Here is a 19,739-nt window from a genome sequence, read left to right as displayed (position 1 = left end):
CCGGCGTCGATCGTCGGGCGGCCGGCTCCAACTATCCCCTGGTCGACAATCCCGATCGAAGGCTGCTGCAAAACGTGCTCGGCCGGCAAGGCTTGTGGCGATAGTTGCATCTCGCGAGACAAACGATGCCACAAGGCGCCGGGGTGCGCATGTGATGGATAGGGGGAAACAAATGGTCCGACGAGTTGCAATTCTGGCTGGTGCCGCTGCCTTGGCGTGGTCGTCGGCGGCCAGCGCACAACAGACTTTCGGCGGCAACGAGTGCACGGAAGATTGCTCGGGGCACAAGGCTGGCTACGATTGGGCTCAACAGAACGAGATCACCGACGAAAGCGATTGCAGCTCGAACAGTCAGTCATTCAACGAGAGCTGCCAAACTTATATCGAGGATCCCAACCGTGGATCTGATGAGGATGACGACGGCAACGAGATCGACTGGCGAAGGGGGCCGCTGTCAACGCGGCCTCCATCAGCTAGATCTTCAATCAGTAATTGCCGTTGTAGTAGCGATCGTCGCACGGCGCGGTGTAGATCTGGCCGTAGCGGTCCTGGTAGCGGCAGAGCTGCCGGCCACGCGGTTCCTGTGGGGTGGTGGCGGAACCGACGACGGCGCCGAGCAGCGCGCCGCTCGCCGCGCCGATGACCGTGCTCTTAGTGTTGCCGCCGATCGCCTGGCCCACGAGGGCGCCCCCGGCGCCGCCGAGCAGGGCGCCCGTCGTGGCCCGCTGCTGGCCTTCGGTCTGCGACTGGCAGCCCGCAAGCGCGGCGGCCAGAACCACGGCCGCAACGGCTTTATGAATGATCATGCGAGGTCTCCCTTAAAGGTCTGAAATCCCTATCGATCGTCCCGTGCAGCCGCATTGCGGCGGAACAGGGGCGAGCCTTCTCACGATGTGAGTCAAGGTTTCCCGGCAGTTGAAGACCATGGTTGCCAAATTTGTAACGCTTAGCCAGTCGACAGCTTAAGCAGCCTTCTGAAGTTCGGCAATCTTCTGAAATTCCGAAAGAACGTCCGCGTAGTTGGCGGCAAGATACCGAACAATGCGGGCATTTCCAAGCAACCGCGTCACATAACCTATCGCCAACACCAAATCCAAATGGTCGGTACCATAGTCCTGTTCGATTGTCCGAAATTCTCGCTCGAGTTGGGCGGATTCGTTCTCCATCAATGCGATCTGCTCGTCACTCAGTCCCTTTACTGACTTCTTGCCGCGCACTAATTGGGACTCCGGCGTAGCGGCCACGAGCGAGCGCGCATAGGTGAAGGTGAACTTGTTCATTGCGATCATTAACTGGACCGCCTCGATCTGACGGACTGGCTTCAGCTGCTTAAGCAAGCCTATCGTGTTGATTGGAACATGCTTGTCTTTGATCAGCTCGGCTGATTCAGGGCATATGCCGTCCAGCAGCGCCTTCTTCTGGCGAATGTTGGAAATGTTCACGTTGAGTGCCTTTGCTAGGCGCTCTTCCGGGACACCCTTCTCAATGGCTTTCAGGATCATTTTATGCTCCTGAATGATTGCTATGCGACTGACCCGCTTGTTGTAGGTGTAAGCCTCGTCGTCGGTGGCAACCAGGCATACTACTTCTAAGTCCCCACGCTTTTGCAGGATGTCGATACGGACATGGCCATCGAGCAGATGGAACCGCTCGCTATCCTTCTTGTCGCGCACCACCACGGGTGGCTCGATGATACCAACTTCCTGTATCGAAGCGGCGATTTGGGCGTACTTAACCGATTTCAAGACTGCGGGCGTTAGGACCTTCAACGGCATGATGTCCGCAATCGGAATTCGCAGGCTGGCGTCTTCGAAAGCCCTCTCGACGCTTACGGTTCCGCGTAGTGTCCTCACGACAAAATCGCCTCCCTGCGTATCCGCAATGCAATTGGAGCAGGAAGGTCGCTCAAGCTCTCCTCGCCAAGCATACGGATAAAAGCGTCATCAGCGACGAGCCGACGCAAGGCCTCAGCAATGAAGACCAACCGGCCTTTCGCGGCCTCCGCTCGGCGTATCAGAACTTTCTTGCGATCAGCATCTTGCTGATAGGCACGGACCAACGCTTCCGAGGAGAGAGGCGCAGAGCGCTTTGCGCTTTGATGAACCTTGAGCCCCTTTCCGAGATGACGTCGTGCCTCAACAAGGCGCTTCGCCACAAGCAGCTTGCGGCCACGGAGAAGATTCGCCTCGTAAGCATTCTGAAGCGCGCCTTGAACCCCGTCACCATCGGCCTCCGCAATCTCCAATGCCACACTGAAGGGGATCTGGCCGGATTCCACAGCGCGGAGTAAGCGCTGCTCGCCTTTTTCGAGGAGCCGTATAACGGCGTAGACATATTCGCCGGTGAGTCCCGTCTTGCGGGCAATCTCAGGCACGGAATAACCGCGCTGCTTAAGCCCCCCGATATCTTGAAGAAGGTCGATTGCGCGAAGCTGACGCCTGGCGCAATTCTCTACCAAGCTCGCGACGAGGCAGTCCTCCTGATTGGCAGCTACAACAAGCGCCGGTACCTCTTTCTGCCCGAGCGCTTTGAACGCCTCTAATCGCCCCTGACCGCACACAAGATCGTATGATGGTCCCCCCGCTTCCGCCCTTCGAGTCACCGTGATGGGTCGCTTCAATCCGATTTCGGCAATATTGCCGATGATCTCCTTGAATACTTTTTTGTTGCGTATCCGCGGGTTAACCACAGTGATCCGATTGATCGGAATCATTTCAACGCGTTGGGCAGGAACAGCACTCATTACCCAGTCTCCAACATTTGCTTGCGCGCGGCCATATCATACAAATGGAACAGGCTGTCGAACCGATAGCAATCCAACGACAGACCATTGAACTCGCAGAGACGAAGTACCGCCTCGTGCATGTCCAGGCGAGGCAACAGATAGTAGTCGAGCGGCGCTTCATTGCCACGGCGCATCCTCACCGCAATGGTTAGGTCAGGATTGAGCGCAGTATCTAGCCTAATCTTCCATCGCAGCGCGCCGGCGCAGGTCTCTATGCATCGCGCGATTACAATCGAGGCCGTAAATTCACTGTTTATGCGCAGCAGGTCAGTGCCGGCATCTTGGACGGCCCGGCCACCCGCCTCATCTATGCCTCTGACAACGTCTTTTATTATATCGGGATGTAGCTGTCTTAGCTGACGATTAATCTCAAGGTAGCGATAGTCACGATCCGGCACGAACCCCACTAAAGCATACGCACGAAGCAAGCTCCCAAACCGGGAAGCGTAGGAACTGCTAGATGGCAGGTCATCGACCTCGTCAATAATGAGACCGGACAGCATGCCCTTTTGTCGCAGTACCTCTTCCAGCTTGGCTAGCATGGTCTCGTCAGACATTCGGAGTGCACGCGCTTCTATAATCTCTTGCGCTGCCGTGAAAGCTTCTACTGGCACCACAGGTTCGAACGCGCCATCACGGCGGACCCACATTCCCGGTGGGTTTCTCTTGTGAACCTGCTTCAGTTTAAATGATGTGCGGCCCCAGACATTGTTGCCAACGTATTTCTCGTTGATCAGCAGTTGGTGGACCGCCCCACGCGTCCAGGGTCTGTTAAGATCGGTAAGCACCCCTCGATCATTGAGCATACCAGCTATTTGACGCTCGCCCAGCCTATCTTCGACGAACCACCTGTAGATTTGCTGGACCAGCGTAACTTCGCCTGCGGGACCCGGCACCAACACAACCCGATCGGTCGCGATACTCTTATGCTCGCCCCGAGCGAGTTCGGCCTTTCGATTTCCGGTTTGGTCAACAAGCACACGGCGCAATCCAAATCCCGGGGCTCCTCCTTGCCGAAAGCCCAAGCGAATGAGGTTAGCCTGCCCGGCAAACACCTTAACCGACAGTTCGCGGCTGTATTCCCCAGCCATTGCGCGTTTCACGGTTTTGACGATCGACGACCCAATGCTGCCATCGTTTTCAAACTGCTCGGCGCAGTAGTGAACGACAATGCCCGCGTGCTTACAGCGAAGCTCAATCGCTGCGGCTTCATCGGGGTCTTGGAAACGGCCCCATCGGCTGACATCATACACGAGGATCGCCATGAAATCGGCGAGGCCACTCTCCACGTCCTGCAGCAAGGCTTGAAGAGCATCTCTACCCACGAGCCGTAGTCCGCTCTTCCCGGAATCTGTGTAGGTGCGGGCAATCTCATATTGGCGGCGGTCGGCGTAGCGCTGGATTACCGCCAACTGGTTGTCAGTAGAATACTTTTGGTGCTCAGTCGACATCCGGACGTAGGCTGCTGCACGAGTTCGCCCCCGTTCAACTTCCTTCGGCTTTCCTGTCCCGGTCTGGCTCCAATCGATTACCATCAGTGCGTGGACGCATTTATAATGGCCTCGGGACAGGGAGTTTAGCCGAAGGAGGGCCGAACTATGTTTCCGAAGAAAGGCACAATTGTTCCGAAATCACGTAAGGGAGAGGCTGGTCGCTATGCCTCAACAATCTCCACTGCCTTGCGCTCAGAGTTAGGTACAAGTGCGCGCGCAACGAAGACGGTGATGCATTGGACCGGAGCAAGCGATCGAGCTGCGAAATACTGGTTGTCGGGCGCCAGGGGCCCAGACGGCTGGCATTTGATACTACTGGCGAAAAACTCGAACGCCGTGCTCCATGGACTGCTGAAGATGGCGGGCCGCGACGAATACGAACTGACGATAGAACTAAGCGCTGCAAGGGCCGCCTTGGCGCGGGCAACGGCAATGATTGATGCGTTGATAGTTCCGATGAACGAACCACGTTAACTGCCGCACCTCGACGAGCCAACAAAGCGGTAATTAATCCACCTTATGATCCACATCGTCGGCCTGCCCGACAAGGCGGTGGCCGAGAGCCGTGAGCGCGTGCAAAAAAGGGGGGGGAAGGGACCCGGGAGATGGTCTCGGCCTGGCTACGGGGCAATATGCTGGCAAGTTCGGCCGACCCGAGCAAAGCCGCCAAGGCTATCGTTGACAGCTTGATGGACTACAAAGGCACGACTGAGCACGGACATCATTTTTTGATCGATAAATGCCGAGACATTGGACTGACCGTTTCCGCGATCGAGGACGACCAACCGCTTCAAGAGGACATCCTGAGCGTCCACTATTCTTTTGTTGCGACGTTTGCAAAGACGGCGACGATCAAGCTCATCCAGAATGGCGAAAATGCCACCTGGACGGTTGACGCCTGATACAGACATTGCCTCATTTGAATGTGTTCGCGGGCGAGCGAAGGAGCACGGCTAGGTTTGGCCACTCGACCGCAACCTTTTCAGATGCTTTAATCCCCTGACTTCTGAGGGAAGAACTCATGTTTCGGATCATCGCCGCGTTGGCGATTGTCGGCATTTTCATGCCGACCAATCCGGAGTCGATCGTCGGGCGCCCTGCTCCAACTATCCCCCGATCGAAGGCTGCTGCAAAACGTGTTCGGCCGGCAAGGCTTGTGGCGATAGTTGCATCTCGCGAGAGAAACGATGCCACAAGGCGCCGCAGAAGGTCGCCGAGAAATTCGTCTCCCGCACAAGGGCGATACGATGAAGGCGCTGAAGGAAATGATCGTCCTGAACGGCTACCTCCAGGACGAACTGGACGAGATCAAAGGCCGAAAGCCGCGCCGTTCATGAGTGACGAGCCGGTCACGCCGAGGGTCGAGTGCCAGCGCCGCGCGGCTGGGCCTATTCGACGTTCCGCATGCGGCGCGACAATGCGGCGAAAGCGATCGCCGCCAACCTCAACCAGATTGGTGTGCAGGTTTGGTGATCATTCGTATTTCTTCGAGCCCGTAAATTGGTTCTTCCACATGTCATATCTGCCATGTCCCGGCTGCGGGAACATAGAGAAGAAGGCGTCATGGTAGACGGATATTGCTTCCTCCATTGTCCAAGGTCGGCCAGATGCCGCAATTATCCCGCCGGCAAGAGATGCGGCGGCGGCGGCTTGAGTGGCCGCTGTCTGTTTGGCGGCGTTCTGTAAGTCATTCATCTTCAGTTCCTCGCTCCTTGAATGCGCGCTGCACGCGTTGGCTTGCACCCTATAATGAGCGCAATCCTACAAGTTGTGAATAATTGATTACCGGCTGGCAACTTCTGAACGATCAGCATATCTCTGGCGCGGGGAATATTGCCGTCGGCCAGTGGGCGCGTGTCAGAAGAAACCGACAAAAAGATAGAAACCTGGCTGTCAGATAGCCATGGCCGGGGCTATCGCATCAAGCGATACCTCAAAGGCTATTTTTACAACAAAGTTCCCCGCGACTTAAGATTCTTCGGGCTTTTCCACTGGCTGGTAAAAACGGCCATGGCGGCATCGTCCCCTGCCGTCGCCTACTTCTACGGCTCCATCCAAGCTTCGATTGCGACTATGGCATTTGCTGGGATTTTTATCGGCCATTCATTTGCTGGGGTGCTCGACAGGCTCTCCCGAGACAAGACGTCGGGCCAAAGCGAAATCCAAGCCGAGATGATGGTCCGATTGGGTGATTTGCTCTCTGGTGTAAAAGGCAACGCGGTAGCGCAGGCCGGCCGCGACGACGCGATAAGGGCATGCCTGGGAATAATTGAAAACTACGTCAGGCTCGTTACGCGGTCGAAAAAAGGCGAGGTTTCGGTATCGCTGGTTTTGTTTGACGGAAATAGCGCGACCAAGATGAAGATCAGGCACCGCAATCCTGGCAATGAACGGCCCACCAACCGAGACGTTCATGGGCCGAATCTGATAGGCTGGCACGCATGTCAGCGGGGAAGAGAGCCCAGGGTGTTGCATGATCTGCGTGAGATGCCGAAGCGAGTCAGAGCAAGCCCCACGCAATCTAAGGTAGGTTACAGATCATTGTTCTTTGTGCCCGTTATCCGAGCCCGAGACGGGTCGGAGGTCGTGCGTGGTTTCGTTTCAATTGACTGCCAGCGCCCATACGCATTTTACGGGAACCGCGCTGATGTGATAATGGTTACGTGTGAGCCCGTGTTTAGTCGCATTAACGACTTGGTCTAGCTGAATTGGGAAGGCACATGGCCCAACTCGCAGAGAAAGCTCTACCTTCAACCCGGTCGTCCCGGCACTCGATGCGTTTGCAAGAGCTTCGCGAAGCCGCAGCCGAAATACGCAAACGCCACGCAGACGGGAAGATTTCCGCTGAGCAGGCGGCTCACGAGCTCGACGCGCTCGCTAAGAGGCACGTTAGCTTCATCGATCTCCTTCTGTGGTGATCATATCAAGCCCGCAACTCTAGCGCCTATTGCTGCGACGGCGGCCCACCCCGCGATCCCAGCAAGCTGTCGCTTCACGGTCTTCCCCGGCTCGGCGCCGATGTCGATCGTCGGAATGTGCTTCCGGTAGAGGTTCGGCTCATAGGGCTTCACGCCGGCGTCCGGCCCGGGATCAATCCCCCTCTCCCGCATCATGCGGCGGTTGAACGCGTGCGCCGCCTCATGGTCAGCGCCGCCGGCGTGATACTTCTGGCGCAAAGGTGTCGCCTCGATCACCGCGCGCCGCTCGATATCTGAGATCGGTCCGAGCTGGCCGGCGGGCTTGATCACCTGCACCTTTTCGACCTCGGTCGGCACATTGTCCTCGCCGATAACCGACACCAGCGCCTCGCCGATCTTGAGCGCCGGCAATTCCTCGCGCGTCTTCAGGCCAGCGCGCGGCCGGATCGTGTCGGCGGCCGCCTTGATCTTCTTCAGAGACTCCGCCGTGTGCGCGCGCATGGCGTGCAGGATCCTGGTGCCGAGCTGTTCCAGCACCGAGGCGGGAACGTCCGTCGGCGACTGCGTGACGAAATAGACGCCGACGCCCTTCGAGCGCACCAGGCGCACCAGCCGCTCGATCTGCTGCAGCAGGGGCTTCGGCGCGCCGTGGAAAAGGAGGTGCGCCTCGTCGAAGAAGAATACCAGCTTGGGCTTGGCCAGGTCGCCGGCCTCCGGCAATTTGCGGAAGAGCTCGGTGAGCAGCCACAGCAGGAAGGTGGCGTAGAGCTTGGGCGCCTCGAGCAGCTTGTCCGCATGCAAGAGGTTGACGGTGCCCCTGCCCTGCGAATCGACCAGCATGAAATCCGCGATGTCGAAAGGCGGCTCGCCGAACAGTGACGCGCCACCCTGCGCCTCGAGGGCGAGCAGATTGCGTTGGATAGTCGATATCGATGCCGCCGTGACATTGCCGTAGCGCTTCGACACCTCCTCGCGCTCTTCCAGCATGTCGTTGAGCGACCATCGCAGATCGTCCAGGGTGAGCATGTACGCCCGGTCGTCCTCCGACTTGCGGAAGCAGATTTCCATTGCGCCATGCTGCGTCGGGTTGAGGCCGAGCATGCTCGAAAGCATCTGCGCGCCCATGTCCTGCACGCTGGTGCGGATCGGCAGGCCGTGCCCGCCGAAGATGTCCCAGAATGCCGTCGGCGAGGCCGTGGCAATGCCCGAGAGATCGCCTTTGACGTCGGCCGCGAACACGGGGACGCCGGCGGCGCTGAATTGCTGGGCGAGGCGCTGCAGGGTGACGGTCTTGCCCGTGCCGGTGGCGCCGGTGACGAGGCCATGACGGTTGGCCAGGCGCAGGGGAAGCGCGACCGCCGCGCCGGCGGAACTGAGGCCGATTTCAATGTCTGTTTGCATAGCAGCATCCCCGCCTGATCTCTGGCAGAGACTACCACAAAAAGTACAACGTGACGAACAATAACCATTAACAATCAGCTAGTTGATGCGATCTTCTCTGCAAGGATGCCCCACCCTTCTTGAAAGGGTTCAAGCCAATCTCTGCCGCAACCGATGCGGATACCCATCCGGTCATAGTCCGGCAAGAACCGTCGAAAATCGGTGTCCTTTCGCTGCTGTCCCTTTACGCCTGGAGTCGCCAACCAGGCTTGGTGCGACCGCGATATCACGTCCGCCACTGTCAAACTGGGAACGACATAGCAAATGGGTTGCGCAGCGATGCCGATCCCAAAGTCTACAAAGGCATAGAACAGCGTCGGGGTTTTTATTCCTTCGTGCTTGCGTCGCATATGCCAGCCGCCGTCGGACCCCTTCGCGTTGCGCGTCTTTACCTGGATAGCGCAGAGCCTATCACCAACGTCATCTGACACAACGATATCACAGTTGGGCACGCCGACCGGCGCCAGTGCGGCGATAAGACCACGACGTAGCAACTGGCACATCACGTAGTGCTCGCCAGCCGCTCCCAAGACGCTAGATGCTGAGACCATCTATCCCCCCGCTGTGCTTGACTGTCACATTGGACGTGCGCTGTGTCTTTGACAACTTTTGCGTCTAGGGACCGTACGAGGGGGAGAGCGCCAGCGGAGCGCAGCCCCGCGAATATTCGCCGACCTTATCGTCCATAGGGGCCTTCCGCTGCCTGATCGATCAAAGCCGCACAAAACACGCATCTTTTTGCAAGCCGTTGCAACAAACTGATGATTTATGGGTGCTATTGTGCGACTCTCGGTCATCCAAGGAGAACCCATGATGCGAGCCTATGACAGTGCAATGTCCGCGCCCTGGCCGAAGGGCGGCGTTTCCGTTTCTGTCATGCTGCACCTCCCGTTGGCCGGCCGCTTTGCGGACCGGCCGCCACCGCGTCGAGTTCGACCTGAACTGCTGCACGGAATGATTTGAGGTGTCGCAAAGCCACATCGACCGACTGGCCTGCCATTTCCTCCTGTAGGAGCAAAATCGTTCGGTCCCAAAATTGCTCTGCGTCTTCCGTTCCCATCCGATCCAATTCCAAAGCGACCGATCGAATTAGAGATGTCCTGCTCTCTGGTGGAAACGGGATGACGGCCCCTTCTGGCACTCTCCGCGTCCGCGCGCCCCTTGGGCGCGATCGGGGTCCAGGAAATCGAAGCACACCTGGCTTCGCGTCAAAATCGAAATCAAGTTGCCGTTCCATGTCAGCCACCCGTTCCTGTTCGAGCCGGACGCTGCGTCTTTCGCGGAACCTCCACTTTCTCTCCCATTGAGGACAACGGCTCGGTTGTCAGCGTTGGGCCGCCCCCTATAGGGGCGGGCCCTGACACTTTTGCTGACAAACCGCTCTGAGACGCATGTTTTGTCAGCGGTATTTCTGCTGATTTTTCGCTGACAATAACGCTGACAAAATCACGTTTTATGCTGATCTGACCGGCACTTATGAGGCGCTTCTTCGCATGACTAAACGCAGTCCTTTTCGCGGTGTCAGAGCGGTCCGACCATTCGTTGAAGCACGCGTTTTTCCATGTCAGCAAACTTACCGTCGCTGACACCGAAATTGCCTTCAAAATATCGAATGCGTGATCGTGGTCTTTGCGCCTGGTTGGCGTTGCGAAATCGGGCTCGGCGCCGGCTTCGGCCGGCGCGATCGACCGGAGATCCTTGACGACCTGAACCGAAATTGGACCGGCCGAGGTCTCGATCTCCTCGGCGGAAATATCGAAGGCGAAACGTGCACCTCCGGGGCCATTCTTGAGCTTTTCCACCTCGATGAATGTCGACGACCCATGACGCCACGCCTTCAGAACGGCGTCTGCGCGATCGAAAAACACTTGCGATCCCCGCATGCCTGAGCTCGTCGATTTTCCTGTGTGATGAAGGGCGAGGACCGGACATCCAAGGCGGCGGCTTATTCGGTCAATCTTGCCGGTCACATTCGATGCTGGCCGGGCATCGTCCTGGCTCTCGTCGCCGAAGCATGCGCCAAGCGTGTCGATAACCAGCAGGCTGACTCTCTGCCCGGTGGTTGCAGCCAGGGCATCGGCCTCGTTGAGTGTCGTCGCTTCAAATGCCGGGGCGACGAGTCCACCGGCTGAAGGCTCGACCAGGCCCAAAGGAACGTCCGATGCGGCGAGGCCAAGGGCCTTCATTGCGGCCACTAGACGCTCTTGCACCCCGTCAAAGTCCTCGCCCGCGATGTAGAGGACCGAGCCCTTGGCGGTCGACCTACCTGCCCATTGGATGCCGGCTGCAACCGCCATCGCGGTTCGCACGGCGACACCTGTTTTCCCGGTGCCGCTCGCCCCGTATAGGAAGCACACACCTGCAGGCAGGACGCCCGGCACGACAAATCGGCGGCGGGCCGGGCCCGCCAGGACATGATGCTCGATCTGAAGAAGCGTTCGAAAGCTGTGGGCGTTCACGGCGTCAGCTCCTTGCAGCGCTGGCACCGGAACTTGGCCCGGCCAAGCTTGGCGATGGGGACGCGCACGGTGCCGCGGTGACCGCAACAGCAGACCAGAAGCTTAGCCACGGTGACGCCAGGCGTGGTGGAGGCCTCAATCTCGGCACGAAGCTTTTCCTTTGGCTTTCGGGCCGCCGGCGGGCCATGACGCACGCCGGCGCCGTCGATCGTCTCCGCGCCACGGCGTGCGACGCGCGAGCGATCGCGCTCACGATCCCAATTTCGGCCGGTCATCGCGGCGCCCCCAGCATCCTAGTGGAGCGTTCAAGGGCGTCTATGGTTTGGCGCTCAGACAGGTTGAACCGAGCCTGAACAGCCCGGCCATCGCCCTCTGGTGTAAATGCAAGCCACACGCCGGCGACCGCTGCTTGCAGGTCGCTGAGCTGTTCGTCGAAGACGGGGCTCTCGTTTCCGCGGGGGCGGAACGCTGTGACCATGGCCCGGATTTGCTCGATCCGGAGCTCAAGCACTTCGATGCCCGCGCGTACGATGTCGAGATTGGTGGCTTCGGGCTCTCTCCTGCGTACCTCGTCGAAGAAATCACACGATGACGTCCAGGCGTAGGCAGGGTCGATCAGTATGTTGACGATTCGGTTGTGCAAGGCGGCGTTAGTCATGGCGCCCTCGCGAGCCGGAGCGCATTGGCGCGGATCGCCTCAACCGCTTGGGTCGTCGTCAAATCAAAGCGCTTCATAAGAGCCGACACCGCCGCACCACCGCGCTTTGCGCGCGTGGTCGACGCCATCGAGGCCGCCGCCTCGGCGACAGGATGATCTATCGGTTTGGTCGCGGCCGACATCAGGCCGCCCTCCCGGCGGTGGACTGGACCGGCTTGGAAAGGCGGCGCTCCGCCCATGCGTCGAGGGCCTCTCGTGTGTAGAGCGGAATTCTGCCGGCGTACTGCATCTCCGGACCCCCACCAATCGAGGCGAGCTTGTTCAAGGTAGCCAACGCGACGGGAATGCCGTGATTGTTCAACAGGTAAGCGGGCACCTCCGTCCTACGGAGACGAGGGCGGTCATTGTTCGCCATAACCACAACTCCTTTAGCGATCATCGCACATGTGCGATCACTGGATTAGAAGGGCGAACGATGGTTAAGTCAAGAAACGTATCGCACATGTGATATCGATCCTGACAAGATGTGGGTTTAGATGGCCAAGCGAGTCCGCGTGAGGGACCAAGATCAATTTATCGTTCGGTTACCCGACGGTATGCGAACTAAGATTGCGGAGGCGGCGCAGAGCAACGATCAATCGATGAACGCGGAGATTGTCTCTCGTCTGGAAGCCAGTTTCGATCCGGCTGCTGCCCTCTCCGAGAGCGAAGCAGTCCGAGAGGTACTCGGTAAATATATCCAGGCAACAGAGGCGCAGAATGATGCCCTGCGAAAGGCAGGAGTGATTTCTGAGCAACTTATTGAGCAATTCGCCCGAGCTATCAGCAAGGCCGCGAGCGGTGACGAGGGGGATTTGAAGGGTATGGTGGAACGTGAAAAAACTGACCCCATTTGGGGTCGCATTGTTACCGTCTGGTCGATCGTCGGTGGAGACTAAGCCCGCAACGGCAGCTCCAACAACTCTGCTGTCTTTCCAGTCATCTGCCGATAAACTTCGCCGGCGATCTTGTTCGCAGCCGCGACCAGCACTGTATCGAGGCGGTGGACGTAACGACTGGTGACGGTGCCGCCGGCATGGCCGAGCATGGCAGCGATTGTACTGTCTGCAAATCCGAGATCCCCGCCGACAGATGCATAGGAGTGCCGCATGGTGTGCGGCGTGACGCCTTCCAGTTCAGCTCGCTCCATGAAGCGCGCCCATGCTCCGGCCAATCCGTTGTAATGGCCCGTTTTGCGGAGGGCGGGGAGCACGTAGGGATTGCCGGGCACGCGGATGGCCTTGCGCAGCACGTCGAACGCTTCTCGCCCCACAGGGCGCACGGATGGCCCACTCTTGCTGTCCATCAGCCGGAAGCAACCGGCGGCCTCATCGACTTCGTCCCACTGCAGCGTTGAGACCTCGCCAAGCCGGCATCCAGTGAGCGCAAGCAGCCAGGCGCCGGTGATTGCCTGCGGCGTGTCAATTTCGGATTGCTCCCCGGTCAACGCTTTTCCAATTGCGCGGTATTCGCCAGCGGTCAGCCGGCGATCTCGCACGTTGTCTGCCGGCAAGGGAACGCCCTGCACGGGGTTGGCGGTGATGATACCCTCGCCGATGGCATAGGTAAGGATGCCGCCGAGAAAGCCCGTCGTGCGCGCCGCGGTGCCGGCGCCTCCCGTGACCAAGACGCGATTGCCGTTCTTGCCCGAGCGATCGCGCCTAGCCGTTTTGCCGGCCGTCACGTCCCGAACGAACTTCACGATGTCGGCGCGCGTGAGGTCAATCACAAGCTTCGTGCCGAGCAGCGGTTTGATGTGCCGTGCTATCCGACCTCGGTCGATTTCAATGGTAGATGCCTTCTTCGGCCGCCGGCTCCTGCCGAGGATCGCTCCCTTTTCCGCCGCCTTCAGGTATTGGTCGCAGAGCTGCGCCACCGTCATGGATTTCCGGCGTGTCTTGCGCTCGAGCAACGGATCAGCCTTCTGCAGAACCACACCGCCCATTGTCTCAATCGCGAGCTTGCGCGCCTGCTCAGTGGTGATGACGCCGTGTCGACCGATTGTCATCCGCCGGCGTGCGCCATCGCCGGAGCGATAGTCGACGAAATAGGTTCGCCGACCGGTAGGGTGGACATAGACGCCGAAGCCCTTCAGATCCGAGCACCAAATGGTGTATTGTTTCGGGCGTAGATCGGCACCGTCGACGACGGCCTTGGTGAGTTTTGGCATTTTCAAGCGGCCCCTTCCGGTGTCTGCTCACCATAGGCTCACCATCATAATGGAAACAAGGGCTAGCCGGGGCCCTCTCCGGTAAACTCGCGAAACGCCGAGTCCGTTGCCTTTCATGGCCTGCGGCAACTGCAGTACACATCCGCTAATCCAGACGCACGCCGCACTGCGACCCAAGGAAGGCAGCCACTACGATCTGCCCATCGCGCTTGGCCTGATGGCGGCGCTCGGCGCCATCCCCGGCGACATGCTGGCCGGCTATGTGGTGCTGGGCGAATTGTCGCTCGACGGCACGATAACGGCGGTCGCCGGCGCGCTGCCGGCGGCGATCGGCGCCAATGCGGAAGGCAAGGGCCTGATCTGCCCGTTCGCCTGCGGCCCCGAAGCCGCCTGGGCCGGCAAGGACTTCGACATACTGGCGCCGCGCAGCCTGATCGCCATCGCCAACCATTTCCGAGGCACGCAGGTGCTGTCGCGACCGGAGGCCGGCATCCACGCCACGGCGCGCGACCTGCCCGACCTCGCAGACATCAAGGGGCAGGAGACCGCCAAGCGCGCACTGGAGGTGGCGGCAGCCGGCGGGCACAATCTCTTGATGGTCGGGCCGCCCGGTTCGGGCAAGTCGATGCTGGCGCAGCGGCTGCCGTCGATCCTGCCGCCGCTGGCGCCGAAGGAACTGCTGGAAGTCTCGATGATCGCCTCCGTCGCCGGCGAACTCGGCGAGGGTAAACTGACCGACCGGCGGCCGTTCCGCGCGCCGCATCATTCGGCCTCGATGGCGGCGATGGTGGGCGGCGGCCTGCGCGCCCGGCCCGGCGAAGTGTCGCTCGCCCATCACGGCGTGCTGTTCCTCGACGAATTTCCCGAGTTCACGCCGCAGACGCTGGATGCGCTGCGCCAGCCGCTGGAGACGGGCGACTGCATGATTGCGCGCGCCAACCATCGGGTCACTTATCCGGCGCGCATCCAGCTGGTGGCGGCGATGAATCCGTGCCGATGCGGCATGGCCGGTGAGCCGGGCTATCGCTGCGTGCGCGGCGAGCGCTGCCGCACCGACTATCAGGCGCGCATCTCCGGCCCGCTGCTCGACCGCATCGACCTCAGGATCGAAGTGCCGGCGGTTTCGGCCAGCGACCTGATCAAGCCGGACCAGGCGGAGAAGAGCGCCGTCGTCGCCATACGCGTGGCGCGCGCCCGCGCCATCCAGCGCGAGCGCTTCGAGCGGCTCGGCGTCACCAGCGCCACCACCAATGCGCATTGCGCGCCCTCGGTCATCGAGGCTATCGCCGCGCCCGATGCCGCCGGCCTGTCGCTGCTCAGGGATGCCAGCGAAAAGCTGGCCTTCTCCGCCCGCGCCTACCACCGCGTGCTGAAGGTGGCGCGCACGCTGGCCGATCTGGATGCCAGCGAGACCGTCGGCCGCATCCATCTGGCCGAGGCGATTTCCTACCGCATGAGTTCGGAACGCGTGGCGCAGGCGGCCTAGACTCTTTGTCCTTGCGCAATTCCCGAGGGAAGGCGCTGCGCGCTTTTCCCGGGAAAACCGGTTCACATTTTTCCTGGGGTCACTCAGCGCTCGACCCGCCGATCCATCGGTGCCCGCCAGCAACTTATGACGGCCCAACAGGCGTGCGGCTGTCGGCCTGATCTCCACAGCGGCGCTTGGGAGCGTCGGGTTCGTCCTGTGATTGCGGGCAGTCGCGCGAAACAATCCAGAAACAACGTTCAATAGAGCGGAAAAACTAGCGAAACGAAGGGGTCGCATAGTCGTTCCTGGCGGTGAGGGTCGCCACGGATGCTCGGGGTCCGGGCATCGGAAGTCATGCCGAAGGGGGATCCATCGGCGGTTGGCATGTCGATCGTGGCCGGAGGGACAATGAAAACCTATGCCTATGCGAACAGCTTGCTGCACATCAACGGCCGCTGGCGCGGAGGGCAATTGCCTGATGTTCCTGTCCTCGACCCAGCCACGGAGGCCAGCATCGGCACCGTCGCCACGGCCGGCGTGCAGGACCTGGACGAGGCCACGGCGTGCGCTGAGCGCACATTCTGGACATGGCGGCGGATGCGTGCGGCCGAGCGAGGCCGGATCCTGATGCGGGCGGCCGATCTGTTGCGCAAGCGGGTCGAGCCCATCGCGCATCTGTTGACGATGGAGCAGGGAAAGCCACTTGCCGAAGCGCGCGCGGAGGCGGCGGCAGCCGCCGCCTTGCTCGACTGGTTCGCCAATGAGGGCGCCAGTCATGGCGGTGGGACCGTGAGCGCAGAGGCCAGGCAAGCCGCGCCGGATGAGCCGATCGGCCCCGTAGCAGCATTCGCGGCGTGGAGCTTTCCGCTCGGGCAGGCCGCGCGAAAGGTGGCGGCGGCACTGGCCGACGGCTCGTCGATCGTGCTTGCCGGACCACCATCGGCGCCGGCCAGTTGCGCCGCGCTGGTCGTTGCGCTCGCCGACGCCGGCCTGCCTGCCGGAGTGCTGAACCTGGTGTATGGCCCGCAGGCCGACATCGCGCCCTATCTGATCGCGCATCCCGCCATTGCGCGGGGTTCCTACAGCGGCCCGGCCCTGCTCGGCGCGCGGCTGGCGGCCCTGGCCAAGACCCGCGGCAAGCGGCTGGCGATCGAACTCAGCGGGCCAGCGCCGGCGATCGTCTTCAGCGACGCCGATCTCGAACTCGCGGTGGCCGCGCTCTGCAGGGCCAAGTTCAGGAATGCCGGACAGGCGCGTTTCGCGCCGACATGCATTTTTACCGAAAGCTCCATCCATGCACGGTTCCTCGACGATTTCATCGAGGCGACGCGACGGATCACGATCGGAAACGGGCTCCAGCAAGGCGTCGAGATGGGACCGCTGGCGAACGGGTGCCGCACAGCGAAGATGGAGGCCCTGGTCGCCGACGCCGTGGCCGGTTCCGCCACTTTGGCAGCCGGCGGCCATCGCATGGGCAATCTGGGCTGCTTCTTCTGGCCCACCGTCCTGACGGACGTGGCGGCGGATGCGCTTTTGATGAACACCGAACCGTTCGGCCCGATCACGGTGGTCAACCGTTTCGACCGCTACGAGGATGGGATTGCCGGGCTGAACGGTCTTCGCCCCGTCCTGGCGCTGCATGCCTTCACCACCTCTCGGAAAAGGATGGATAGGCTGAACCGCGACTTCGCCAGCGACATGCTGTTCCTCAACCAGCGCGACGGCCGGGTTCTCACCCAGCCCTATGGCGACATAGGCGGCGGCCATGGCGACGACAGTCTGGAAGGCTATGTCCAGGCCAGGCTGATAGGCCAGTCGGCCTGATTGCGCCGGCGGTTGTTGCCCAGATCAGTCGGCCGCAGGGTTCAACTTACGGAGCGTCGGCGTCAGGATCATGCCGAAGGTCAAGACATCGCCATAAGCGCGCGCGGACAGCATCGCGCCATGCACGGTCGCCATGAAAGCCTCGGCCTCGACGCGCGGCGAGGCGGAAATCACCAGCGTGCCTGTCTCCGCGCCACGCGCGATGACGTCGGCCAGCCATTTCGAGAGAAACCGAAAATACGCCCGCACTTCCAGGCCAACCTCCGGCGGAAGGGCCGGCAGTTCGCTGGCAAGCAGCGCGCAGACGCAGAACGGCATGCTGGAATCCTCGATGCATCGAGCCCAGATACCGGCATAGGCTCGAAGCAACTCGGGCGGTTCGGGGACATTGCGCTCGAGCCCTCCCAGGCCCGTCACGGCATCGTCGAGGTAGCGCTTGAGCAAGGTCTGCACGAGATCGGCCTTGCTGGGGAAATGGTGATGTATGCTGGCTTTTCGGATGCCGATCACTTCGGCGATATCGGCATAGCTGAAGCCATTGTATCCGCCGGAGACGATGAAGGTTCGCGCGGCGGCGAGGATTTCGTCGGCAGTGTTCGAAAGCTTGCTCATGTTTTGCTCCGGCGGAGGGCTCGTTCGTCCTTAGCGGGTTGCCGGTTTCGCGCAAACGGCAACCCGCGCCAGGTCCCTGTTTTGATGCAATTGCGAGCGCAGATTTCGCTGAACTCGCCGAGCCCGGCCGTTCACATTTTTCCGGAATTGGCCTGGCTCGCGGCCGGCCGCGATTTGCGAAAGGCGTCGCCGATCGACAGCCACAAGGCGGAGACGAGGAAGTAGAAGGCGCCGAACGCGGCGTAGGGGGCGACATCGACGATGCCGACGACCTGCGTGCCGCCGGCCATCCTGACGAAGAAAAGACCTGCCAGCGCCGATTGGGCGCCGCTCAGGATCATCGCCCACTGAGCGCCGCTGGTCTTCCAGCGCCGCACCGCTGTCAGGAGCTGGAACACGCCCGCGACAACAGCCCAGACGCCAAAAACCGAGAGCACCGCGTTCATGCCGTGACCGAGCGCGATGGCGACCGCGATCGCGGCTAGGATGCTGATGGCGAAGTTGAGCAGTTGCGACCTGTTGCGGCCGAGGCCGCCGGTACGCCGGGCGTCCACGTAGTTGGCGAGCGCGTCCCATGCGGGATAGGCAATCAGCATGGCGGCGGCGACTGGTACACTGCTTTTCGCGACAGTGAAAGCTGCCACGACCCAGGCTGCCGATACGGCAAACCGCAGATAATAATAGTTTCTTAGCCACTCGTTCGATGAGGCGACGCGACTCTGGTCGTTGATGTGTTCAGGCATGATGGAAGCTCTCGTTTCAATTACCTACCAACTAGTAGGTAGACGATTGACTGTCAATATGCCTTGAGCCGATCGCTGTCTTCTCGACATTCCAACCACGTGATCGACGTTCGCCTGTGCCCACATCGGCCGAGAACGAAGGCCCCGGACATGTCCTCGGCTTTTGCTAAGCAGCCGCCCTCGGCGGCACGCACGCGTTGGTCCCCTTGTCCAATCCCGGGACAGATCGTCTCCGCTGGCTGCCGGGTGGCGATGATGGACATTTCCACCCGGCCCCAGTAATTTCCTTTCGTCGAAAATGGCTGGCTTGGTCTGGGTAGGCCCAAGCCCTTCGCCCTCTCAGGGTGAAGTTCTGTTCTCGTGCCTTCACGGGAACCCCCGACAGTCCCGGCGCCAGCGCGCCTCGGGTCTGTTGGGCGTTGTCATGGTGATGCCGCTCCAGGACCCGTTCCAAAAGGAGCAGAGCATGTCCAAATCCGAACGTATCCTTGTCTACTTGGCCAATGGCGTCCAGGGCGGCGCCGTGGCCCGAGAGGCAGCCCGGCGTGGATTTTCCGTCACGGCGCTGGTGCGCGATCCGGCAAGGAGTCCCGCGCTGGCGCGCTTGGGCATTGACCTTGCGCAAGGCGATCTGGCGGATCCCGCCTCGCTCCGGGCGGCTCATGCCGGCGTTAGCGCGGTGGTGCTGCAGGTGCCGATCGGACCGCCCGAGATTGTTCGCGGCCTTGCCGCCAACGCCGTGGCGGCGGCGAGGGCGGCGCGGGTCGATTGTCTGGTCCTGAAACTTGCCAGCGCAAGCCGCAGCGCGCCCTGTGAGGAGCAAAGCTTCGTCGCCAATGCCGAGATCGAAACCATGGTCAGATCGACCGGCCTGTCAGTCGCGATTGTCCGTCCGACCATGTATCTCGACAATCTCCTCAAACCGAGCGTCCGCCACGACCTGGCAGGAGGCATGTTCCAAATGCCGATCGACGCCTCGCAGCGGATCGCATGGACCTCCGTCGACGATTGCGCCGCCGCCGCGCTCACGCTGATCGAGAACAGGGCCCATGGCGGCAGCCACCTGATATCGGGGCCTAACAGCGTCAACGGTTCGGAACTGGCCGCGGCCCTGTCCATCGGCCTGGGGC

At 60.8% G+C, this 19,739-nt stretch carries 22 protein-coding genes and 1 pseudogene; 8 read left to right on the top strand and 15 right to left on the bottom strand.

The annotated features are described in order from the left end of the window. Nucleotides 1-485: 485 nt before the first annotated feature. The 4 genes from J0I79_RS14975 to J0I79_RS14960 all read right to left on the bottom strand — a co-directional run bounded on the left by J0I79_RS14975 (nucleotide 486) and on the right by J0I79_RS14960 (nucleotide 4,320). The gene (locus tag J0I79_RS14975) at nucleotides 486-806 is read right to left on the bottom strand and encodes a YMGG-like glycine zipper-containing protein (RefSeq protein ID WP_292859867.1); all 321 of its coding nucleotides are present in this window, start codon (nucleotides 804-806) and stop codon (nucleotides 486-488) included. A gap of 156 nt (nucleotides 807-962) precedes the next feature. After that, the gene (locus tag J0I79_RS14970) at nucleotides 963-1,853 is read right to left on the bottom strand and encodes a plasmid partitioning protein RepB C-terminal domain-containing protein (protein WP_292859864.1); all 891 of its coding nucleotides are present in this window, start codon (nucleotides 1,851-1,853) and stop codon (nucleotides 963-965) included. Next, nucleotides 1,850-2,743, bottom strand: a complete 894-nt coding sequence (locus tag J0I79_RS14965; RefSeq protein WP_292859861.1) for a plasmid partitioning protein RepB C-terminal domain-containing protein — start codon at nucleotides 2,741-2,743, stop codon at nucleotides 1,850-1,852. Before J0I79_RS14965 ends, J0I79_RS14970 begins: the two co-directional genes overlap by 4 nt. After that, the gene (locus J0I79_RS14960; protein ID WP_292859858.1) at nucleotides 2,743-4,320 is read right to left on the bottom strand and encodes a recombinase family protein; all 1,578 of its coding nucleotides are present in this window, start codon (nucleotides 4,318-4,320) and stop codon (nucleotides 2,743-2,745) included. The genes J0I79_RS14965 and J0I79_RS14960 overlap by 1 nt, the downstream gene beginning before the upstream one ends. Before the next feature lie 63 nt (nucleotides 4,321-4,383). On the opposite strand from J0I79_RS14960, the gene J0I79_RS14955 reads away from it, so the two are divergent. The 3 genes from J0I79_RS14955 (at nucleotide 4,384) to J0I79_RS14945 (ending at nucleotide 5,615) form a co-directional block, all read left to right on the top strand. Next, entirely contained in the window at nucleotides 4,384-4,752 is a 369-nt protein-coding gene (locus J0I79_RS14955; RefSeq protein WP_292859855.1) for a hypothetical protein, read from the top strand. 131 nt (nucleotides 4,753-4,883) lie between these two features. Then, entirely contained in the window at nucleotides 4,884-5,180 is a 297-nt protein-coding gene (locus J0I79_RS14950) for a hypothetical protein (protein ID WP_292859852.1), read from the top strand. A gap of 285 nt (nucleotides 5,181-5,465) precedes the next feature. Then, a complete protein-coding gene (locus J0I79_RS14945) occupies nucleotides 5,466-5,615 on the top strand; it encodes a hypothetical protein (protein WP_292859849.1) in 150 nt (49 codons plus the stop codon). A gap of 136 nt (nucleotides 5,616-5,751) precedes the next feature. Here J0I79_RS14945 and J0I79_RS14940 read toward each other — a convergent pair whose 3' ends face one another. Further along, nucleotides 5,752-5,973 (bottom strand): hypothetical protein, encoded by a 222-nt coding sequence (locus tag J0I79_RS14940; RefSeq protein WP_292859846.1) that lies wholly within the window; start codon nucleotides 5,971-5,973, stop codon nucleotides 5,752-5,754. A 159-nt stretch (nucleotides 5,974-6,132) separates the two neighbouring features. On the opposite strand from J0I79_RS14940, the gene J0I79_RS14935 reads away from it, so the two are divergent. Further along, the gene (locus J0I79_RS14935) at nucleotides 6,133-6,981 is read left to right on the top strand and encodes a hypothetical protein (protein ID WP_292859843.1); all 849 of its coding nucleotides are present in this window, start codon (nucleotides 6,133-6,135) and stop codon (nucleotides 6,979-6,981) included. A 215-nt stretch (nucleotides 6,982-7,196) separates the two neighbouring features. On the opposite strand, the gene J0I79_RS14930 is transcribed toward J0I79_RS14935, so the two are convergent. The 7 genes from J0I79_RS14930 to J0I79_RS14905 form a co-directional block, all read right to left on the bottom strand. Next, entirely contained in the window at nucleotides 7,197-8,597 is a 1,401-nt protein-coding gene (locus tag J0I79_RS14930; protein WP_292859840.1) for a helicase HerA-like domain-containing protein, read from the bottom strand. Between the two features lie 74 nt (nucleotides 8,598-8,671). Further along, the gene (locus tag J0I79_RS14925) at nucleotides 8,672-9,187 is read right to left on the bottom strand and encodes a hypothetical protein (protein WP_292859837.1); all 516 of its coding nucleotides are present in this window, start codon (nucleotides 9,185-9,187) and stop codon (nucleotides 8,672-8,674) included. A 323-nt stretch (nucleotides 9,188-9,510) separates the two neighbouring features. Then, nucleotides 9,511-9,873 carry a DUF6074 family protein gene (locus J0I79_RS35120; protein ID WP_366014476.1) on the bottom strand — a complete coding sequence of 121 codons (363 nt, stop codon included), beginning with the start codon at nucleotides 9,871-9,873 and terminating at the stop codon, nucleotides 9,511-9,513. A 1-nt stretch (nucleotide 9,874) separates the two neighbouring features. Next, nucleotides 9,875-11,095 carry an AAA family ATPase gene (locus J0I79_RS14920; RefSeq protein ID WP_292859834.1) on the bottom strand — a complete coding sequence of 407 codons (1,221 nt, stop codon included), beginning with the start codon at nucleotides 11,093-11,095 and terminating at the stop codon, nucleotides 9,875-9,877. Then, nucleotides 11,092-11,370, bottom strand: a complete 279-nt coding sequence (locus J0I79_RS14915; protein WP_292859831.1) for a hypothetical protein — start codon at nucleotides 11,368-11,370, stop codon at nucleotides 11,092-11,094. The genes J0I79_RS14920 and J0I79_RS14915 overlap by 4 nt, the downstream gene beginning before the upstream one ends. Beyond that, the gene (locus tag J0I79_RS14910; RefSeq protein ID WP_292859828.1) at nucleotides 11,367-11,753 is read right to left on the bottom strand and encodes a hypothetical protein; all 387 of its coding nucleotides are present in this window, start codon (nucleotides 11,751-11,753) and stop codon (nucleotides 11,367-11,369) included. Before J0I79_RS14910 ends, J0I79_RS14915 begins: the two co-directional genes overlap by 4 nt. Continuing rightward, on the bottom strand, nucleotides 11,750-11,935 hold the full coding sequence (locus J0I79_RS14905; RefSeq protein ID WP_292859825.1) for a hypothetical protein: 186 nt from the start codon (nucleotides 11,933-11,935) through the stop codon (nucleotides 11,750-11,752). Before J0I79_RS14905 ends, J0I79_RS14910 begins: the two co-directional genes overlap by 4 nt. A 354-nt stretch (nucleotides 11,936-12,289) precedes the next feature. On the opposite strand from J0I79_RS14905, the gene J0I79_RS14900 reads away from it, so the two are divergent. Then, nucleotides 12,290-12,691, top strand: a complete 402-nt coding sequence (locus J0I79_RS14900; protein WP_292859821.1) for an Arc family DNA-binding protein — start codon at nucleotides 12,290-12,292, stop codon at nucleotides 12,689-12,691. Here the strand turns inward: J0I79_RS14900 and J0I79_RS14895 are convergent. Beyond that, nucleotides 12,688-13,962, bottom strand: coding sequence for a site-specific integrase (locus tag J0I79_RS14895; RefSeq protein WP_292859818.1), 1,275 nt, complete (start codon nucleotides 13,960-13,962; stop codon nucleotides 12,688-12,690). The two genes, J0I79_RS14900 and J0I79_RS14895, sit on opposite strands and share 4 nt — an antisense overlap. A 172-nt stretch (nucleotides 13,963-14,134) precedes the next feature. Between J0I79_RS14895 and J0I79_RS14890 the strand changes: the two are divergent. Together J0I79_RS14890 and J0I79_RS14885 are read left to right on the top strand one after the other, a co-directional pair. Continuing rightward, nucleotides 14,135-15,448 (top strand): annotated as a pseudogene (locus J0I79_RS14890) (YifB family Mg chelatase-like AAA ATPase); the annotation flags it as partial. A gap of 390 nt (nucleotides 15,449-15,838) precedes the next feature. After that, nucleotides 15,839-17,254, top strand: coding sequence for an aldehyde dehydrogenase family protein (locus J0I79_RS14885; RefSeq protein WP_292859815.1), 1,416 nt, complete (start codon nucleotides 15,839-15,841; stop codon nucleotides 17,252-17,254). 24 nt (nucleotides 17,255-17,278) lie between these two features. Here the strand turns inward: J0I79_RS14885 and J0I79_RS14880 are convergent, their stop codons facing one another. After that, nucleotides 17,279-17,866 (bottom strand): TetR/AcrR family transcriptional regulator, encoded by a 588-nt coding sequence (locus J0I79_RS14880; RefSeq protein ID WP_292859812.1) that lies wholly within the window; start codon nucleotides 17,864-17,866, stop codon nucleotides 17,279-17,281. Nucleotides 17,867-17,997: 131 nt separating this feature from the next. Next, nucleotides 17,998-18,609, bottom strand: coding sequence for a DUF308 domain-containing protein (locus J0I79_RS14875; protein ID WP_292859809.1), 612 nt, complete (start codon nucleotides 18,607-18,609; stop codon nucleotides 17,998-18,000). 466 nt (nucleotides 18,610-19,075) lie between these two features. On the opposite strand from J0I79_RS14875, the gene J0I79_RS14870 reads away from it, so the two are divergent. Continuing rightward, the coding region (locus tag J0I79_RS14870; protein WP_292859806.1) for an NmrA family NAD(P)-binding protein at nucleotides 19,076-19,739 on the top strand (664 nt) is incomplete at its 3' end.

Source organism: Mesorhizobium sp., from assembly GCF_017306585.1.
GTDB lineage: Bacteria > Pseudomonadota > Alphaproteobacteria > Rhizobiales > Rhizobiaceae > Mesorhizobium.
This window is presented reverse-complemented; position numbering and strand designations above follow the sequence as displayed.

Bases quoted from the DNA above. Each gene is read 5' to 3' on its own strand.
- J0I79_RS14905 (WP_292859825.1), bottom strand. From the start codon at position 11,935: ATGTCGGCCGCGACCAAACCGATAGATCATCCTGTCGCCGAGGCGGCG.
- J0I79_RS14965 (WP_292859861.1), bottom strand. From the start codon at position 2,743: ATGAGTGCTGTTCCTGCCCAACGCGTTGAAATGATTCCGATCAATCGG.
- J0I79_RS14975 (WP_292859867.1), bottom strand. From the start codon at position 806: ATGATCATTCATAAAGCCGTTGCGGCCGTGGTTCTGGCCGCCGCGCTT.
- J0I79_RS14930 (WP_292859840.1), bottom strand. From the start codon at position 8,597: ATGCAAACAGACATTGAAATCGGCCTCAGTTCCGCCGGCGCGGCGGTC.
- J0I79_RS14940 (WP_292859846.1), bottom strand. From the start codon at position 5,973: ATGAATGACTTACAGAACGCCGCCAAACAGACAGCGGCCACTCAAGCC.
- J0I79_RS14910 (WP_292859828.1), bottom strand. From the start codon at position 11,753: ATGACTAACGCCGCCTTGCACAACCGAATCGTCAACATACTGATCGAC.
- J0I79_RS14885 (WP_292859815.1), top strand. From the start codon at position 15,839: ATGAAAACCTATGCCTATGCGAACAGCTTGCTGCACATCAACGGCCGC.
- J0I79_RS14960 (WP_292859858.1), bottom strand. From the start codon at position 4,320: ATGGTAATCGATTGGAGCCAGACCGGGACAGGAAAGCCGAAGGAAGTT.
- J0I79_RS14900 (WP_292859821.1), top strand. From the start codon at position 12,290: ATGGCCAAGCGAGTCCGCGTGAGGGACCAAGATCAATTTATCGTTCGG.
- J0I79_RS14945 (WP_292859849.1), top strand. From the start codon at position 5,466: ATGCCACAAGGCGCCGCAGAAGGTCGCCGAGAAATTCGTCTCCCGCAC.
- J0I79_RS14955 (WP_292859855.1), top strand. From the start codon at position 4,384: ATGTTTCCGAAGAAAGGCACAATTGTTCCGAAATCACGTAAGGGAGAG.
- J0I79_RS35120 (WP_366014476.1), bottom strand. From the start codon at position 9,873: ATGGAACGGCAACTTGATTTCGATTTTGACGCGAAGCCAGGTGTGCTT.
- J0I79_RS14895 (WP_292859818.1), bottom strand. From the start codon at position 13,962: ATGCCAAAACTCACCAAGGCCGTCGTCGACGGTGCCGATCTACGCCCG.
- J0I79_RS14950 (WP_292859852.1), top strand. From the start codon at position 4,884: ATGGTCTCGGCCTGGCTACGGGGCAATATGCTGGCAAGTTCGGCCGAC.
- J0I79_RS14880 (WP_292859812.1), bottom strand. From the start codon at position 17,866: ATGAGCAAGCTTTCGAACACTGCCGACGAAATCCTCGCCGCCGCGCGA.
- J0I79_RS14915 (WP_292859831.1), bottom strand. From the start codon at position 11,370: ATGACCGGCCGAAATTGGGATCGTGAGCGCGATCGCTCGCGCGTCGCA.
- J0I79_RS14925 (WP_292859837.1), bottom strand. From the start codon at position 9,187: ATGGTCTCAGCATCTAGCGTCTTGGGAGCGGCTGGCGAGCACTACGTG.
- J0I79_RS14875 (WP_292859809.1), bottom strand. From the start codon at position 18,609: ATGCCTGAACACATCAACGACCAGAGTCGCGTCGCCTCATCGAACGAG.